We start from the raw sequence: 13957 nt of genomic DNA, 5'->3' as shown, positions 1-13957 counted from the left end.
AATGCATATCTGACTCGCGGCTCGCTAGCCAGCGAAGCAATGGTATGATTTTCTCAGCTTAAATTTTGGTTGAGATCGACACACGATCGCACTCGTCATCGCAAAAATCCGCTGCTGATCTTCCGATACCGCCAGCAATTTCACTCCGGCATTCTCGATGCGAACCGACCATGAAGCCGCGAAGATTAGCGAGCAGCTTCACGCATGATCTTTGGCCGCGAATATCACGACCTGCCACCTCATCGAAGCAATCATCTTCTACGAGCGAGCGATCCATGCGGATCACGAGCGCGATGCGACGACCGATCTGAAGATCACCTTGTCAAGCGTAGTTCCATCGCCATCGGCTGATTGACAGATAACTCTGCAAGGCAGAGTATTCTGCGTAAAGTCAGGAGCTGGCGATTTGATTTCGATCACACAAAGGCAACAGACAGGACCGCAGCCCGTAATCGCCGAGCCACGTTGCGACGGTCCTGGGCTTTGCCGCAGTAGAGCCTATCGGTGAGCGCCGACGACATCATCCATCAAAGCATACGGCTCAGGATCATGGCCATCCTGAACACGTTGGAAAGGCGCGAGGCGCTGGAGTTCACCCAGTTGAAGGCCATGATCGAAACGACCGACGGAAATCTCGGAGCGCACATCGATACGCTGGCCAGAGCGGGCTATGTCGATGTCGAGAAGCTTTTCGTCGGGCGACGGCCGCAGACCCGGGTCAAGGCAACGACGATTGGGCGGCGAGCCTTTCGCGGCCACATTGCTTTTCTTCGCAAGATCATCGATCAGGCCGAAGCGACGCAACGCAGCAAATAAGCGCTGCGACCGAGCGATCTCCAACTCTATGCGTTGACGCAATTGCCAAGGGGAAAGCGCTATGCGCTTTTCCCGGGGAAAACCGTTTCACACTTTTCCAGGAATTGCTTTAGCGCGTGGCGACCACGGCAACGCCGGCGCCGATCATGACGCCGCCTGCCGCGCGGTTGACCCGGCGCACGATCCTGGGCGTGCGCAACAGACTGCGGGCACGGCCGGCGAGGAGGACATGCCCGCCGATCACCACAATCTCGACAGCCAGGATCACCGCGATCAGGATGCCGAGATGCGCTGATGTGAGCGAGGCCCCGACGACGTTGGGCAACAGCGCCACGTAGAACAGCGGCATTTTCGGATTGCCGAGATTGAGCGCGACACCCGTGGCGAAGATCGTCAGCAGCCCGCGCCGCCCTGAGACGGGCTGCAACTCCGGCACGACGGGCACGGCCGTCCACAGCTTGATGCCCATCCAGATCAGATAGGCCGCTCCGCCGTAGCGAAGCACCGTCATGACGATTGCCATCTTGGCGGCAATGATCGACAGGCCGAAGGCTGCGAGCATCAGGAAGATAAGGATGCCGACCACCGTGCCGGCGCCATACGCGATGCCCGACGCGGCGCCGCTGGAGATCGTGCGGGCGACGATGGTCATGTTGTCGGGGCCAGGGCTGGCGGCGAACACGAAGAAGGCTCCAGCAAAGGCAATGATGGTGGCAAGGTCCATGACGGTTCCCGAAAGTGACGTGTTGCTCTCGGGTGTTCAGGTTAGCCGATTTGCCTGCCGGCGACAGCCCGAAAGTTCAAGGCCTTCGTGACGCCAGCAGCGCGGCCGCGGCGGATGCCGCGCCGAACAGGCAGGTGCCGCTCCAGCCCCACACCGCATAGGCAAGTCCTGCGAGACCTGAGCCGCAGGCACCGCCGAGAATCATCGTCGCGCGTGCCGGCAGGCGATTTGATTGTCGTTACGATTGATAAGCGAGGCAGATGGCGCCGAGCGCGACTACGGCGCAGGCGCCGACACGGCGGGGCGTCAGCGTCTCGCCAAGAAACAGCCGGCCGATGAAGGCCGCGAAGACGACGCTGGTCTCGCGAATCGCGGTGATCGGGCCGGCCGGCCCGAGCGCGAAGGCCGCCACCACGACGCCATAGGCGAGAAGCGCGAACAGGCCGCCGCCCAGTGCCTTCCAGGTTTCCGGCGCCCGCGGGTCGACAGCAAGCCGGCCGCGGCAAGCAACGAAGGTCGCCGGCAGCAACGCACCATAGGCCAGCAGCACCCAAGCCGTGTAGGCGCCGACATTGCCCGCCGCACGGACGCCGATCGCATCGACCGTCGCATAGGCGGCGATGATTGCTCCTGTTGCCAGCGCGTAGAGGATCGATGTCGTGGCGGCCCTTCCGCGTCCAAAAGCGACAAACCAACGATGCCGCCACCGACCAGGCCAACGCCGACGGTCTCCAGAACGGTAAGCTGCTGGCCGGCGAGCAGGAAGCCGCCAAGGGTGACGAGCAGAGGCACGCTGCCGCGAACAATCGGATAGACCTGTCCCAATTCGCCATATCTGTAGGCAGCCACCAGGAACACACTGTAGCCGACCTGCAGGCAGGCCGAGAGGGCGACATAGAGCCAGGCCGATGTGGCTGGAAAACCGTTGAAGATGGCCAGCGGAACGGCCAGCGCCGTGCTGGAGAAGCTCATGACGGTGACGGTCCACAACCTGTCGGCGCCGGTTCGCAGGAAAGCGTTCCAGCTCGCGTGCAGGATCGCCGCGAAGAGCGCGAGCCCGATGACCAGCGGGCTCATTGCGGCTTGCGCGAGGCGGCGACGACGTCCAGGGCGGTCTTGCGGGCTTCACGCAAGGCGGTGTCCGCCTGCCCCATCTGCGCCATCAGGGTGGCGCCTTCGATCAGCATCAAAAGCGTCGCTGCCACGTTCTCGGCCCGGCCGCGCGGCATCACCTCCGACAGGATCGACCGCATGCGCTGCCTCAAGCCATTCTTCTGCCTGGCGACAGCCTCGAACACCGGGTGACCGGGATCGCCGAACTCGGCCAGCGCATGCGCGAACAGACAGCCGTGGAAATCCGGGCTGCGGAACCAGCGCCCATGCCAGTCGAATATCTCTGCGATCTTCTGCTCCGGCGTGATGCTCTTCTGGGCAAGCTGGTTGAGCTGATCGTCAAAACGCCTGGCGCGATAGTCGAGCACGGCGACGATCAGCTCGTCCTTGCTGGGGAAATGCCGGTACATCGTCATCTTGGCCACGTCGGCCTCGGCGATGATCCGGTCGATGCCGGTGGCATGGAAGCCGGCGCGCTTGAACAGCGCATAGGCGGTTTCGACAACTTGCTGGCGTTTGTCGGAGACAGGCGACGGTGTCATGATGCGCACCATGTGATGAGACAGGTCTGTCTCATACTCATGTGACGAATCTCACTTTCTGTCAACACGGCACAAAAAACGCCTGCGGCTGATCGAGCCGCAGGCGCCAAAGCAGTCGGGAATGGAAGGCTGCGTCTAGCGCAGGACGCGGCAGCGGCCGTTATAGACCATCCAGCGGTCGAAGCCCGAGACGCAGAACTCGACATTGTCGCCGATCGAGGCGAAGCCCTGGCCTTCCTCGATCAGGTACCAGATGGTGCGGTCGCGTCCGTCGGAGAGACTGACGGTGGCGCCGCAATAGCGGCGGCCGATCGGCCAGGTGTCGTTGGCCGGCAGATAGCGATGCTGGTGGATGCGCCGGAAATCGGTGATCTGCACATCAGGCAGATGCGGCACGTGATGCACCTGATGGGAGAAGCGGCTGGTGATCTTGCTCAGCACCCAGGGCTGGCCGCAGACGCCGCCATCGTCATCGGAATAGACGGCAAGGTCGGCCGCCTGCGCCGCCTGGGTGATACCGAGAGGCGCGGCAAGCGGGGTGCAGAGCGAAATCAGGGCGGCAAGTGCGGATTTGGCGAAGCGAGTCATGGCAGCCTCTCAAGGTCGATTGCGCGCACTGTGCGGATTCGCTCGGCGGCGGTCAAGCGGTTGCCGAAACAATGGTTTCCAGAACAAGACTAGACGGTTGCCGCAAGCAGCAATCCGCCAATAACGGCGAAATTGACCAGAAAGGCGGATCGCGACGTTTGCCGTTCCAGGCCCTCACAGGCCCAGAACCGCAGCAGGAGCATGTTCGCCGCCAGCGTAAACACGACCAGTGCGCCGGCGGCGAAAGGCACCGCAATGCCCATGGCAAGCAAGGAGCCGGCGACGATCTCCAACGCCGAACCCGCGGCGAGCAGGAAGGCCGGGGCCGGAAAGTGCCGGCCGGCCAGATACTCGGTCATTGCCTTGAACTTCACGAAATGTTCGACGCCGGCCCATACAAACACGCCGCCGATCAGAAGCGCGCCCAGCGCCTGAACCGTTTGAGCGAACATGCCAACCTCCTGCCAGATGCCTGCCAGGGTTCAGTCCTCGGGAAGAAAGGCAGGGTTGAAGACGACTTCCCAGAGATGGTCATCCGGATCCTGAAAATAGCCGGCATAGCCACCCCAGAACGTGTCCTGGGCGGGCTTGACGGCGCGCGCGCCGGCGCTGATGGCCTGCGCCATCACGGCATCGACCTCGGCCTTGCTCGTGACATTGTGACCGATGGTGAATTCGGTCGGGCTGCGGCCGGTTTGAGCGACGCCGGCGTCATGGGCGATGTTGGGGCGTTCGAAGATCGCGAACTTCAAGCCGTTCCGCAGATCGAAGAAGGCGACAGCGCCGTGCTCGAACTCCTTGCCGATGATGCCTTCGGTCGGAAACCCCAGTCCGTTTCGGTAGAATTCGAGCGACGCCTCCAGATTATCGACACCAAGCGTGATGACACTGATGCGAGCTTTCATTTTGGTTTCTCCTTTCTATATTCTGGGCTTGAATGGTATCGGTGACCTCGGCGCCGATGTGGCCGCGATGACACCGAAAAGCTTCGTGCAGGTTTGCCATGGCGAGAGCGGCCCGCATTGAAGATTTCGGCCAAAATGGCCCCGGACCCGAATGGCGAGCGAACGAGAAGACCAAGGGCCGAGCAGACTGACGAAAGCTTAAGGGATGGAAGCTGTACTGGCGCAGACCACCGGCTTTTTCCAGGAACGCCCCGCAGACAGGCGGCTGGCTGCCACTTTCGCGTCCGTCTGGGTTCACCGCATGCGGGACCGGGACGCTCCACCTGTCTTGATAACGCCGGACGCCACGATCGACCTGCAGTGGATCGACGGCCGGTTCCGGATCGCGGGACCGGACCGGGAGCCGCAGATCGAGACACTGCCGTCAGGAGCGACGATTGTCGGATTGAGATTCCGGCCAGGGGCGGCCGCCGGCTGGCTAGGCGTGCCGGCCAACCGGATCTTGGGAGAGCGCCTCGACCTCGGTGACCTCTGGGGTGTGCGGGCGCGCCATCTGGCAGGCAACGTCCGCGCCACGCCCGATCTCGCGAGCATGGTGGGACAATTGGAGAAGGCAATCGGCGCGTACACGCAAAACCAGCATGCGCCCGATACGGTCATGGGCTTTGCCTTTGACGTCATCGACCGGGGTCTGCCAGCCGACAAGCCGCTGGTGCCGTTCCTGCTGCGCACCTTGCATATGAGCGAGCGGACGCTGCGTCGCCGTTTCGAAGAGAGTTTCGGCTACGGCCCAAAGACGCTCGACCGCATCCTGCGCTTTCATCGCTACCGGCGCTTGAAGCAAACGTCAGGCGACGCTTCAACCGCGGTGCTGGCGGTCGAAGCCGGCTATTCGGATCAGGCTCATCTGATACGCGAGAGCAGGCGATTGTCCGGCGTCACGCCATCTGCGCTCGCAGACGCCTCTTCGAGACGATAGCAGCGCCGCCCGACGAGGCCGAAGCCGAGGCCGCCTACTCTCCCGCCAGCCATTCCAGCGACCAGTGCGCCGGCTTTTCCACGGCGAGCAGTTTGTGCAGGGTCGGCAGCACGGTTCGCAATTCGCCTTCCAGCGTGAAGGGCGGGTTGACCACCACCATGCCGCTGCCATCGAGGCTGGGTTCCAAAGAGGCCGGCCTGATCTCGAATTCTATGTCGAGGATTTTCGGGATGCCGGATTGCTTCAGTGCCTTCCTGAAGGCGATGACCGCCTTGCGGTCCTTGATCGGATACCACAGCGCATAGATGCCGCCGGGCCAGCGCTTATGTGCCCTTATGAGGCCGTCGACGAGGCGGCCGAACTCGCCCTCCTCCTCGAAGGGCGGATCGATGAGCACCAGGCCGCGCTTCTCCTTCGGCGGCAGATGCGCTCCGAGCGCCAGCCAGCCATCGAGTTCCATCACCCGCACCTGGAAGTCGCCGGCGAATTCCGCCTTCAGCTTGGCGGCGTCTTTCGGGTGCAGTTCGATCGCCGACAACCGGTCCTGCTTGCGCAGGAGATGGCGCGCGAGCAGCGGCGAGCCCGGATATTTCTTCACGCCGTCCCCGGGATTGAGCGACCGCACCGCGTCCAGATAGGGCGCCAGCAGCGCGCCCGCCCTGGTATCGAACGACGCATCGATCAGCCTGCCGATGCCGCCCAGCCACTCGCCGGTCTTCTGTGCCTCGACCGAGGACAGATCGTAGCGGCCAATGCCGGCATGGGTGTCGACGACGCGAAATGCCTTGTCCTTCTGCTTGAGATATTCAAGCAGAAGCGTCAGCACGACGTGCTTGACGACATCGGCGAAATTTCCGGCGTGGTACGCGTGGCGGTAATTCATGATCTGCTGCCGTTACGCATGTCGTTGCCCCAAAACCGCTGCACATTTTTGGGCGACATGCGTCAACCCCTGCCCCAGCGCGGTGGCGGCGGCTGCGAGTTCGGATTGTCCGGCCGGCCTCCACCCGAACGCCGGGACAGCAGGAAACCGATCAAGCCGACCGCCATCAGGGCGAAGCCGATCGGCCGCGCACGCCCGTCGGTTTCGCCGACACCGGAGCGCAAGATGAGATCGACCGCTCGCATCGGGATGTCCTCGGCGTCGCCCGGACCGACAGTGAAGACATAGGGACCGGAATTGACACTTGCGATGACGCCTGCGTCGTCGCGAAAGATCTTGTCGGGCAGCTGCGGGCTGGCCTGGCGCGGATTGTCGACATGGTTGAACTGCAAAGTCGAGGCAAGCACCGTGCGGCCATTGGTGGCGGCGGTCAGCGTCAACACAGTGCGCTGCTGCGAGACGATGCGTTCGGCCCTCGCGGTGAGGTCGACCAGGACGCGGACCGGGGCGTCGCGGCTTGAGAGCGACACGGTCAACGGCTTGAAGCGGCCTTGCTCATAGACCCGCCAGGTGCCGATCTCGCGGCCGGAAAAATTGGTCATCGCCCAGGGATAGATGAAGCCGATGCCGGTGCCGGCAAGCAGGATCAGGACAAACAGAAAGCGCATTCAGACACTCACCTCGTATTCACACCTTGCCGGACACCTGGCCGGCGCCGACACCGTCGCGCAGGCGTTCCATCTCGTCCAGCAGCATGTCGAGGCCAAGCTCGAATGTCTTGTCGAATTCGGCGGTACCGAAAAAGCGCCCGGCGGCCATGACGTTGGGAAAATCCCGGGCCAGTTGCTCGTCGCTGACCGTGTTTACCGCCGACGGACCTTTGGCATAGCCCGCATTCTCATCCAGCACGGCACCCATCAGATAGTAGCCGACGGCGCGAAACAGCCGCGCGCTGAGTTCGGTGTCGAAACCGCCATCCCTGAACAGGCTCAGAATGCCGTTCAGCCAGGCAAGGCAGATCGGCGAGTTCATCCGGTAGGTGACAAAGAAGGTGGCATAGGCGGGATGGTCGCGGCCGATACGGCGAAAATCCTCGATGGCGATGCGCATTCTTTGCCGCCACGGAAGGCCGGCGTCGGGCATTTCAAGAGCACCGACCAGCCGGTCGACCAGCGCTTCGTGCAAATGCGCCACCGAAGGAAAATGGTGGTAGATGCTCATCGCCTCGCAGCCGAGCGCCGCCGCCAGCTTGCGCATCGAAAAGCCGGCGAGTCCCTCCTTCTCGATCACCTCGAAGGCCGCGTCCTCGATCATTTCGCGCGACAGGCGCCCGCGCATTCGCTTTTTTTTGATTGATGTGTCCATTGCGCCGCTTGACAACTTACACTGTAAGGTTCATTTTCCACATCACCTTACATCGTAAGGCTAACAAAGACCAGAGGAGAATGTCATGTCTAATTATCGCATTCTTTCATCCGTGCTTTCGTCGATACACCACGGTTGCCTGCTCGCCGCCACCGGCTGTGCGCTGGCCCTGGTCGCGGCACCTGCCTATGCCGACGACTATGATGCAACGCTAAAGGATATCCAGTCGACCATGGGCGGCGTACCGAGTTTTGTGAAGCAGTTTCCGAAGGCCGGTCTGCCCGGCGCCTGGGCCGAGGTCAAGGCCATCGAGCTCAGCGACAAGACGGCACTGCCGCCAAAGGTCAAGTCGCTGATCTCGCTTGCAGTGGCGGCGCAGATTCCGTGCAACTATTGCATCTGGTCGGATACGCAGGACGCCAAGCGCGCCGGCGCCACCGACGAGGAGATTCAGGAAGCCGTGGCGATGGCCGCGCTGACCCGCCATTGGAGCACCATCTTCAACGGCATGCAGGTCGATTTCGACACATTCAAGAAGGAGATGGGCGGGCAGTAGGCTATTCGGCCTGGAAGCGGTCGACCGCTTCCAGGTCGATCCATGCCCAACCGACAAAAGGACAATGCGACCGTTTTGTCGTGCCCCGCCAGGGGATGGCCCGCGGATGCGGACCATCCCCTGGCTCAGGCATTTTACGACCGGTTTTGCCGAGGTGCCGCTGCTTGCATACGCGATCGCGCAATGGACGGCGCTCTCTACCTATGCGCTCAATGCCATTGTGGAAATCATCGATGTTTCGGCATCGAATGGACGCTGGCGCCTTTCCCGACCAAAATGACCGTTGATCCCCGCCATGCGAATGAGAGGCCTTATGCACAAAGCCTTTGAGCAGTTCTATGGAACAAAATCGCGGTCCAAATCCGCCGTGATGCAGCGGTTTTCCATTCAGTTTTTGGCTCTCGGCTTTCTCTTGGCTATAAATGGCTGCGATGCCTCCGATTTTCGTAGAGAAATACTGGCAAAGTATTCACATCCCGACGTTTATGTTTGTAGCCCAAGCGGCTTTGGCCAGCAGTCTCATTGTGAACTGAAAATTTGACATCTGCGGGGATCGCCCAGGTCTGTTCTTCATGAGTATATTTCCTCGGACGCAGACCGATACGCGCGATGGAGTGGCGGCGTCGGCATTCTCAGCCCCGGCATTGTATCAGCCGCCAATCCAAACCATTGACTTGCAACGAGTATCTCCCTGAGCGCTTACGGTCCGACGTTGCGAAGCCGAGCCCAGCTGAGGGTTAACCATCCGCAAAATGTTATAGTTAAGAAAATACTAATTTAGTTGACTATGGTCTCCGCAGGTATATTTTTGATGCGTTGGGATGTGCAATTTGGGCGAGCAATCGACGATGATGGCACTGTACGTGTGATCGCGATTTTGGGGCGTGGAGACGGGTGAGCGGCAGCACTTAAAGCGTGCGGCGCCGACTTGGCGAGCCCAGAGGACAATTAGCGCACATCAATGAACAGCGAATCCGCTGATGCGGAGGGTTTGTCACGTTCTGAAGGCGTCGCCGGGCTGTCGCCCCGGCGCGGCGATAGCGTGCGGGTTGCGTAGGGGAAAAGCATGAGCAAGGTCTTCAAGGTTCTGAAGCTGGGATCCGGGATCGGTCAAAGGGAGCCGCACCAAAAACGACGTCGCGCCCTGGTTGCCGGGGGCGCGGGCTTCCTGGGGTCGCATCTGTGTGAACGCCTGTTGCGGGACGAATATGACGTCGTCGCGCTGGATAATTTCCACACCGGCAAGAGATACAATCTCAACACCCTTCTGCGCGATCCCAGATTCACCTGCATCGAGCACGACATCGTCGATCCGCTGCCGGCCGGCCTTGAGGTCGACGAGATCTACAATCTCGCCTGCCCGGCCTCTCCGCCGCACTACCAGGCTGATCCGATCCATACGTTCAAGACAAGCGTGCTCGGTTCTCTGAACCTTCTGGAACTCGCGCGCCGGAGCAATGCCAAGATATTCCAGGCCTCGACTTCGGAGGTATATGGCGACCCGTTCGTGCACCCACAGCCCGAGAGCTATTTCGGCAACGTCAACACGCATGGACCACGGTCCTGCTATGATGAAGGCAAGCGTTCGGCCGAAACCCTGTTCTTCGACTATTCGAGGACATATGGGCTCGACATCCGCGTTGCCCGCATTTTCAACACTTACGGCCGCCGCATGCAGCCCGATGACGGGCGCGTGGTCTCGAACTTCATCGTCCAGGCGTTGCGCGGCGAAGACCTGACGGTCTATGGCAGCGGCCTGCAAACCCGCTCCTTCTGCTACGCCGACGATCTCATCGAGGGTTTCATCCGGCTGATGAATGCGCCGCATGCGCCCGCCCATCCGGTCAATCTCGGCAACCCCGGTGAATTCACCATCATGGAACTCGCGACGCTGGTCGTCGGCTACACCAACTCCAGATCGAAGATCGTGCACCGACCGCTGCCGATCGACGATCCAAGGCAGCGCAAACCGGATATTTCCTTCGCCAGGGACAATCTCGGTTGGGAGCCGAGGATCAACCTGGCCCAGGGGCTCGCCCATACCGTCGACTATTTCGACACCCTGCTCTACGGCAGCCGGATGATCACCGGGGCCGCGGCTTCATGAGCCGACGGGCGATCCTGGTGACAGGTGGGGCGGGCTTCATCGGCAGTCACACCTGCAAGCTCCTGGCCGCCGCCGGCTATCTGCCCGTGGCTTTCGACAACCTTTGCCGCGGCAACCGGACATCCGTCGCCTGGGGTCCGCTTGTCGTCGGCGATATCCGGGATCGGGATGCGTTGCGGGCGGCGATCGGGACGTACAGGCCGACATCGGTCATCCACTTCGCGGCGCTGGCCTATGTCGGGGAATCCGTTCAAGAGCCGGCCGACTATTATTCGACCAACGTGACCGGAACCATCGCCGTGCTCGACGCGGCACGCGCGCACGCCATCGACAACATCATCTTCTCCAGCAGTTGCGCTACCTACGGTGTGCCGGAGGCGCTGCCCGTTCGCGAGACCTCCTTGCAAAATCCAATCAGCCCTTACGGGCGCACCAAGCTGATGGGAGAGCAGATCATCGGCGACTATGCGTCCGCCTATGGGATGAAATTCGCGATCCTGCGCTATTTCAACGCCTGCGGCGCCGATCCCGACGGCGAGCTCGGCGAGTGGCATTCACCCGAAACGCATCTGGTTCCCAGGGTGCTGATGGCGGCGTCCGGCATCATCGACGAGATCGAGGTCTTCGGCACGGACTATGACACACCGGACGGAACCTGCGTGCGCGACTATATCCACGTCAGCGACCTGGCCAGTGCCCATCTGAAAGCGCTCCAGCACCTCGAGGGCGGCGGACAAAGCCTGGCGGTCAACCTTGGCACAGGGCGCGGCGTATCCATCAGGGAGATTATACAGGCGGTCGGCCGGATAACCTCAAGACCGGTTCCGGCCGTCTTCAAAAACCGGCGCCCGGGAGATCCGGCAGAGCTCTATGCCGATCCGGGCAAGGCGCGCGCGCATCTTGGCTTTGTGCCGCAGCTTTCCGACATCGACACGATCGTCAGGACGGCGGCCCCGTTCTTCGGATTGCGGACAAAACCGGCGGACCTGCCGCCAAGCAAGGCGGCAGCATCCCTCGCTGCTGGCTAGATCAGAGATAGCGCGGGTGGCAACTGGCGCGCTGACCAAATCCGCTGGGGCTGCAGATATAGGGCGAATTGCCCGGAAACGACCCACCAATGACAGGGTTGTAAGCGATCTTCGCGGGTCCCGGCGTGCCGATTTTGATCGGCTGTGGTGATACGAAAGCGTAGTCAATTTCGGTCGACCCTGTCGTGCTCGTCATCAGAAGCTCAGGCTCGACTCTAAGCGAATGAACCGCGGTCATGGCGTAGAGCGGCAGGACCGCGGGTTTGCTGCGGACCGGATGGGCCACAGGCTTGAAAGCGACCGCATCGGTTTTTGTCGCATCCAGGGCCTGGCAACCCGAGATCATCGCCACGGCCGCAACAATGCGTAGACTATATATGCCTGGACGAAATGCGCCCATTGTGGAATTGCTCATCACGTATCCCCTCTTATCAAGCCAAGGGCGAGGTGCGGCACTCTATGCTCTCGTTGCCTTCACGACGCTGAGTAGCCACCTGCCACTTAGGAATCACGCCGAATATTAGACAATGCTTATTAAACAAACCGTGCGATTGGGCGCAACCTCTCGCCGTTTTATAGGATTGAATGCAATTCATCGAAGAGTGCGCCAGCAACTCCGGTCGGACCCCACCCTCACCCTTCACGATAAGTGATTCGTAAGTTCCCGGACAGGCTCCCACCAGGCAGCCTGCCGTCGAACCAGAGACCGGTTTGACGGTCTGCCCAACCTGCCACAATGGGACGGAGCAGGATCGCGAAAATCGCCGGCCGCGACAAACTTTCATTCCGGCCACGCCGCAAGGCATCACCGGCTCAGTATGGCTGAAACATGACCTAATTCTTGGAATCGATCAGCTTGCGGGTCTGTTCGAACTGCGCGCCCTTGGTGTCGCCCACTTCGAATTTCCGGTATTCATCGGAAAGGTCCTCGGGGGTTCGTTTGAAACTGTACCAGTCCCCGTCCGGATCCTTGCGCTGCTCAATGGTCCCGCCCCTGACGCGGTGACTATAGCAGATCCGCTGCTGCTTGCCCTTGTAGCTCTTGGATCGCCAGGCGGCGTCCATGCACATCTTGCCGTCCTTCGTCACCAGCCACCTGCCCTCGGCGACAGAGGCTGAATCCTGCCCCGAAGTCCAGGCCCGGAAGGGGCGGCCGGTCTGTCCAAAATAGGCCGCTCCATCTTTCCACAGCCATGTGCGGTCGGTGTAGAGACGCTGCAGCTCGAAAGCCGTCGGCACGGTGGCGGCGGCTTCCGCGGGCTTGGGGTTCTTTTCGTTGGCCGCGTGAGCCGCTCCGGAAAGCGCCAACTGACCACAAACGACCAGCAGGGGCACAAGCCAGGCGCGTCTGGCAGACTGGCCGCCTTCCCGCTCACGACTTGTGCAAGGCCAAGGCAATCCGGTCGAAACTGTCAGCGCAATCTGCGGTCGCATTTCGGTTTTCGTACCCCCGATCCAGCATAGCGCCGACACGACCATGACCCAGAACGCCCCGCCCGGAGCGTTCTCTCCATCGACACAACGCTGGATTTCCCAGGTCGCGCGGTCAGCAGTTGGCTTGCGAGCATTAACAGTCGGGCAAAGACCGATGTCAATCTTTTGCGCCGTGGCGAGGTGGCCAAGGTCGAGGGATCGGCAAGCTCCGGTAAACCAGACCCGCCCGAGACTTCGACGTCAGGCCACGAGAGCCGATCGAAGACGCTTGTCGATTGGTATCGGCGCGAATGGAAATCCGGGCGCAGGAGGTGCTGGCGCGACCCGTGCCGCCTGACCTCTCACGCCCGGATTCCGGCCCCCCAACTCAACTCTTGTTAGCGCGCGCGGCAAGTCGCGCGCTGGCCAAATCCGCTTGGACCGCAGATCCAGGGCGAATGGCCCAGGAGCGGGCCGGCGCTGCCCAGCCTGTAAGAAACCTTCACCGGCGCCGGCGTGACGATCCTGGCCGGCTGCGGCCGGACGAAGGCGGCGTAGGCCGTTTCAGTCGTGCGCGTCACACTGGTCATCTGCATGAGGCGCTTGTGGCGGAACACGCGAACCTGCTTCTTGCCGACGGTGTGAATTTTCTTGGCGGATGCATGCACCATGGGCGTGCCAGCGAGTGAGCCGGTCGTGGTCGCGTCCATGCTCTGGCAACCGGAAACGATCGAGATCAGTGCAATGGCGGCTATAGACCAGGCATTTTTTCTGCCCTTGGCAGCCAAATCCCTCATCAACTTGTTCATCACCTATCCCCTGCCGAGAAATGCAAGTCGATTGGACGCGGAGATATTTTTCTTTGGTGTCTTCCACGCCGCGTGAACAGCCAACCGCCATTCACATCATGTTCGAATATTAGAGGATACTTATTAAAA

General features: G+C 61.4%; 18 protein-coding genes and 1 pseudogene. 7 read left to right on the top strand and 12 right to left on the bottom strand.

Annotated features, from left to right (window positions below; genetic code table 11):
- Positions 1-504 precede the first annotated feature (504 nt).
- Positions 505-816, top strand: a complete 312-nt coding sequence (locus tag AB4Z43_RS24565) for a transcriptional regulator (RefSeq protein WP_019857304.1) — start codon at positions 505-507, stop codon at positions 814-816.
- 109 nt (positions 817-925) lie between these two features.
- Here the strand turns inward: AB4Z43_RS24565 and AB4Z43_RS24560 are convergent, their stop codons facing one another.
- The 6 genes and pseudogenes from AB4Z43_RS24560 to AB4Z43_RS24535 all read right to left on the bottom strand — a co-directional run bounded on the left by AB4Z43_RS24560 (position 926) and on the right by AB4Z43_RS24535 (position 4688).
- Complete coding sequence (locus AB4Z43_RS24560; RefSeq protein ID WP_019857303.1) at positions 926-1540, bottom strand: LysE family translocator; 615 nt, start codon at positions 1538-1540, stop codon at positions 926-928.
- A gap of 238 nt (positions 1541-1778) precedes the next feature.
- Positions 1779-2617: pseudogene (locus tag AB4Z43_RS24555) on the bottom strand (EamA family transporter).
- Positions 2614-3195, bottom strand: coding sequence for a TetR/AcrR family transcriptional regulator (locus tag AB4Z43_RS24550; RefSeq protein ID WP_027046684.1), 582 nt, complete (start codon positions 3193-3195; stop codon positions 2614-2616). Before AB4Z43_RS24550 ends, AB4Z43_RS24555 begins: the two are co-directional and overlap by 4 nt.
- Positions 3196-3330: 135 nt before the next feature.
- Positions 3331-3783 (bottom strand): hypothetical protein, encoded by a 453-nt coding sequence (locus AB4Z43_RS24545; RefSeq protein ID WP_019857300.1) that lies wholly within the window; start codon positions 3781-3783, stop codon positions 3331-3333.
- Positions 3784-3872: 89 nt separating this feature from the next.
- The gene (locus AB4Z43_RS24540) at positions 3873-4235 is read right to left on the bottom strand and encodes a DoxX family protein (protein WP_019857299.1); all 363 of its coding nucleotides are present in this window, start codon (positions 4233-4235) and stop codon (positions 3873-3875) included.
- Positions 4236-4265: 30 nt separating this feature from the next.
- Positions 4266-4688, bottom strand: a complete 423-nt coding sequence (locus tag AB4Z43_RS24535) for a VOC family protein (RefSeq protein WP_019857298.1) — start codon at positions 4686-4688, stop codon at positions 4266-4268.
- Positions 4689-4893: 205 nt separating this feature from the next.
- Here AB4Z43_RS24535 and AB4Z43_RS24530 point away from each other — a divergent pair, with 205 nt between their 5' ends.
- Positions 4894-5667, top strand: a complete 774-nt coding sequence (locus AB4Z43_RS24530; protein WP_441939184.1) for a helix-turn-helix domain-containing protein — start codon at positions 4894-4896, stop codon at positions 5665-5667.
- Between the two features lie 34 nt (positions 5668-5701).
- Here the strand turns inward: AB4Z43_RS24530 and AB4Z43_RS24525 are convergent, their stop codons facing one another.
- The 3 genes from AB4Z43_RS24525 to AB4Z43_RS24515 all read right to left on the bottom strand — a co-directional run bounded on the left by AB4Z43_RS24525 (position 5702) and on the right by AB4Z43_RS24515 (position 7888).
- Positions 5702-6550, bottom strand: a complete 849-nt coding sequence (locus AB4Z43_RS24525) for a 23S rRNA (adenine(2030)-N(6))-methyltransferase RlmJ (RefSeq protein WP_019857293.1) — start codon at positions 6548-6550, stop codon at positions 5702-5704.
- 62 nt (positions 6551-6612) lie between these two features.
- The gene (locus AB4Z43_RS24520; protein WP_038645766.1) at positions 6613-7218 is read right to left on the bottom strand and encodes a hypothetical protein; all 606 of its coding nucleotides are present in this window, start codon (positions 7216-7218) and stop codon (positions 6613-6615) included.
- Positions 7219-7237: 19 nt separating this feature from the next.
- Positions 7238-7888 carry a TetR/AcrR family transcriptional regulator gene (locus AB4Z43_RS24515; RefSeq protein WP_240564698.1) on the bottom strand — a complete coding sequence of 217 codons (651 nt, stop codon included), beginning with the start codon at positions 7886-7888 and terminating at the stop codon, positions 7238-7240.
- Between the two features lie 112 nt (positions 7889-8000).
- Here AB4Z43_RS24515 and AB4Z43_RS24510 point away from each other — a divergent pair, with 112 nt between their 5' ends.
- The 5 genes from AB4Z43_RS24510 (at position 8001) to galE (ending at position 11606) form a co-directional block, all read left to right on the top strand.
- On the top strand, positions 8001-8471 hold the full coding sequence (locus AB4Z43_RS24510; RefSeq protein WP_064984947.1) for a carboxymuconolactone decarboxylase family protein: 471 nt from the start codon (positions 8001-8003) through the stop codon (positions 8469-8471).
- 106 nt (positions 8472-8577) lie between these two features.
- Positions 8578-8751, top strand: a complete 174-nt coding sequence (locus AB4Z43_RS24505; protein ID WP_019857289.1) for a hypothetical protein — start codon at positions 8578-8580, stop codon at positions 8749-8751.
- A gap of 33 nt (positions 8752-8784) precedes the next feature.
- Entirely contained in the window at positions 8785-9012 is a 228-nt protein-coding gene (locus tag AB4Z43_RS24500) for a hypothetical protein (RefSeq protein ID WP_147377469.1), read from the top strand.
- 525 nt (positions 9013-9537) lie between these two features.
- The gene (locus tag AB4Z43_RS24495) at positions 9538-10578 is read left to right on the top strand and encodes a UDP-glucuronic acid decarboxylase family protein (RefSeq protein WP_441939180.1); all 1041 of its coding nucleotides are present in this window, start codon (positions 9538-9540) and stop codon (positions 10576-10578) included.
- Positions 10575-11606: a UDP-glucose 4-epimerase GalE gene (gene galE, locus AB4Z43_RS24490; protein ID WP_441939178.1), complete on the top strand. Its 1032-nt coding sequence runs from the start codon at positions 10575-10577 to the stop codon at positions 11604-11606. Before AB4Z43_RS24495 ends, galE begins: the two co-directional genes overlap by 4 nt.
- A 1-nt stretch (position 11607) precedes the next feature.
- Here galE and AB4Z43_RS24485 read toward each other — a convergent pair whose 3' ends face one another.
- The 3 genes from AB4Z43_RS24485 to AB4Z43_RS24475 form a co-directional block, all read right to left on the bottom strand.
- Complete coding sequence (locus AB4Z43_RS24485; RefSeq protein ID WP_441939177.1) at positions 11608-12021, bottom strand: hypothetical protein; 414 nt, start codon at positions 12019-12021, stop codon at positions 11608-11610.
- 419 nt (positions 12022-12440) lie between these two features.
- Positions 12441-13085, bottom strand: coding sequence for a DUF995 domain-containing protein (locus AB4Z43_RS24480; RefSeq protein WP_441939175.1), 645 nt, complete (start codon positions 13083-13085; stop codon positions 12441-12443).
- A gap of 332 nt (positions 13086-13417) precedes the next feature.
- Positions 13418-13828 carry a hypothetical protein gene (locus AB4Z43_RS24475; RefSeq protein ID WP_441939173.1) on the bottom strand — a complete coding sequence of 137 codons (411 nt, stop codon included), beginning with the start codon at positions 13826-13828 and terminating at the stop codon, positions 13418-13420.
- Positions 13829-13957 lie beyond the last annotated feature (129 nt).

Source organism: Mesorhizobium sp. 2RAF45 (assembly GCF_052115225.1).
GTDB lineage: Bacteria > Pseudomonadota > Alphaproteobacteria > Rhizobiales > Rhizobiaceae > Mesorhizobium > Mesorhizobium jarvisii.
The sequence above is the reverse complement of the archived record's forward strand: the minus strand, read 5'-3'. Positions and strand labels throughout refer to the sequence as shown.

What these genes read in the sequence shown, in the direction of transcription:
- AB4Z43_RS24560 (WP_019857303.1), bottom strand. Translation starts at nt 1,540, where the DNA reads ATGGACCTTGCCACCATCATTGCCTTTGCTGGAGCCTTCTTCGTGTTC.
- AB4Z43_RS24550 (WP_027046684.1), bottom strand. Translation starts at nt 3,195, where the DNA reads ATGACACCGTCGCCTGTCTCCGACAAACGCCAGCAAGTTGTCGAAACC.
- AB4Z43_RS24545 (WP_019857300.1), bottom strand. Translation starts at nt 3,783, where the DNA reads ATGACTCGCTTCGCCAAATCCGCACTTGCCGCCCTGATTTCGCTCTGC.
- AB4Z43_RS24540 (WP_019857299.1), bottom strand. Translation starts at nt 4,235, where the DNA reads ATGTTCGCTCAAACGGTTCAGGCGCTGGGCGCGCTTCTGATCGGCGGC.
- AB4Z43_RS24535 (WP_019857298.1), bottom strand. Translation starts at nt 4,688, where the DNA reads ATGAAAGCTCGCATCAGTGTCATCACGCTTGGTGTCGATAATCTGGAG.
- AB4Z43_RS24530 (WP_441939184.1), top strand. Translation starts at nt 4,894, where the DNA reads ATGGAAGCTGTACTGGCGCAGACCACCGGCTTTTTCCAGGAACGCCCC.
- AB4Z43_RS24525 (WP_019857293.1), bottom strand. Translation starts at nt 6,550, where the DNA reads ATGAATTACCGCCACGCGTACCACGCCGGAAATTTCGCCGATGTCGTC.
- AB4Z43_RS24520 (WP_038645766.1), bottom strand. Translation starts at nt 7,218, where the DNA reads ATGCGCTTTCTGTTTGTCCTGATCCTGCTTGCCGGCACCGGCATCGGC.
- AB4Z43_RS24515 (WP_240564698.1), bottom strand. Translation starts at nt 7,888, where the DNA reads ATGCGCGGGCGCCTGTCGCGCGAAATGATCGAGGACGCGGCCTTCGAG.
- AB4Z43_RS24510 (WP_064984947.1), top strand. Translation starts at nt 8,001, where the DNA reads ATGTCTAATTATCGCATTCTTTCATCCGTGCTTTCGTCGATACACCAC.
- AB4Z43_RS24505 (WP_019857289.1), top strand. Translation starts at nt 8,578, where the DNA reads ATGCGGACCATCCCCTGGCTCAGGCATTTTACGACCGGTTTTGCCGAG.
- AB4Z43_RS24500 (WP_147377469.1), top strand. Translation starts at nt 8,785, where the DNA reads ATGCACAAAGCCTTTGAGCAGTTCTATGGAACAAAATCGCGGTCCAAA.
- AB4Z43_RS24495 (WP_441939180.1), top strand. Translation starts at nt 9,538, where the DNA reads ATGAGCAAGGTCTTCAAGGTTCTGAAGCTGGGATCCGGGATCGGTCAA.
- galE (WP_441939178.1), top strand. Translation starts at nt 10,575, where the DNA reads ATGAGCCGACGGGCGATCCTGGTGACAGGTGGGGCGGGCTTCATCGGC.
- AB4Z43_RS24485 (WP_441939177.1), bottom strand. Translation starts at nt 12,021, where the DNA reads ATGAGCAATTCCACAATGGGCGCATTTCGTCCAGGCATATATAGTCTA.
- AB4Z43_RS24480 (WP_441939175.1), bottom strand. Translation starts at nt 13,085, where the DNA reads ATGGTCGTGTCGGCGCTATGCTGGATCGGGGGTACGAAAACCGAAATG.
- AB4Z43_RS24475 (WP_441939173.1), bottom strand. Translation starts at nt 13,828, where the DNA reads ATGAACAAGTTGATGAGGGATTTGGCTGCCAAGGGCAGAAAAAATGCC.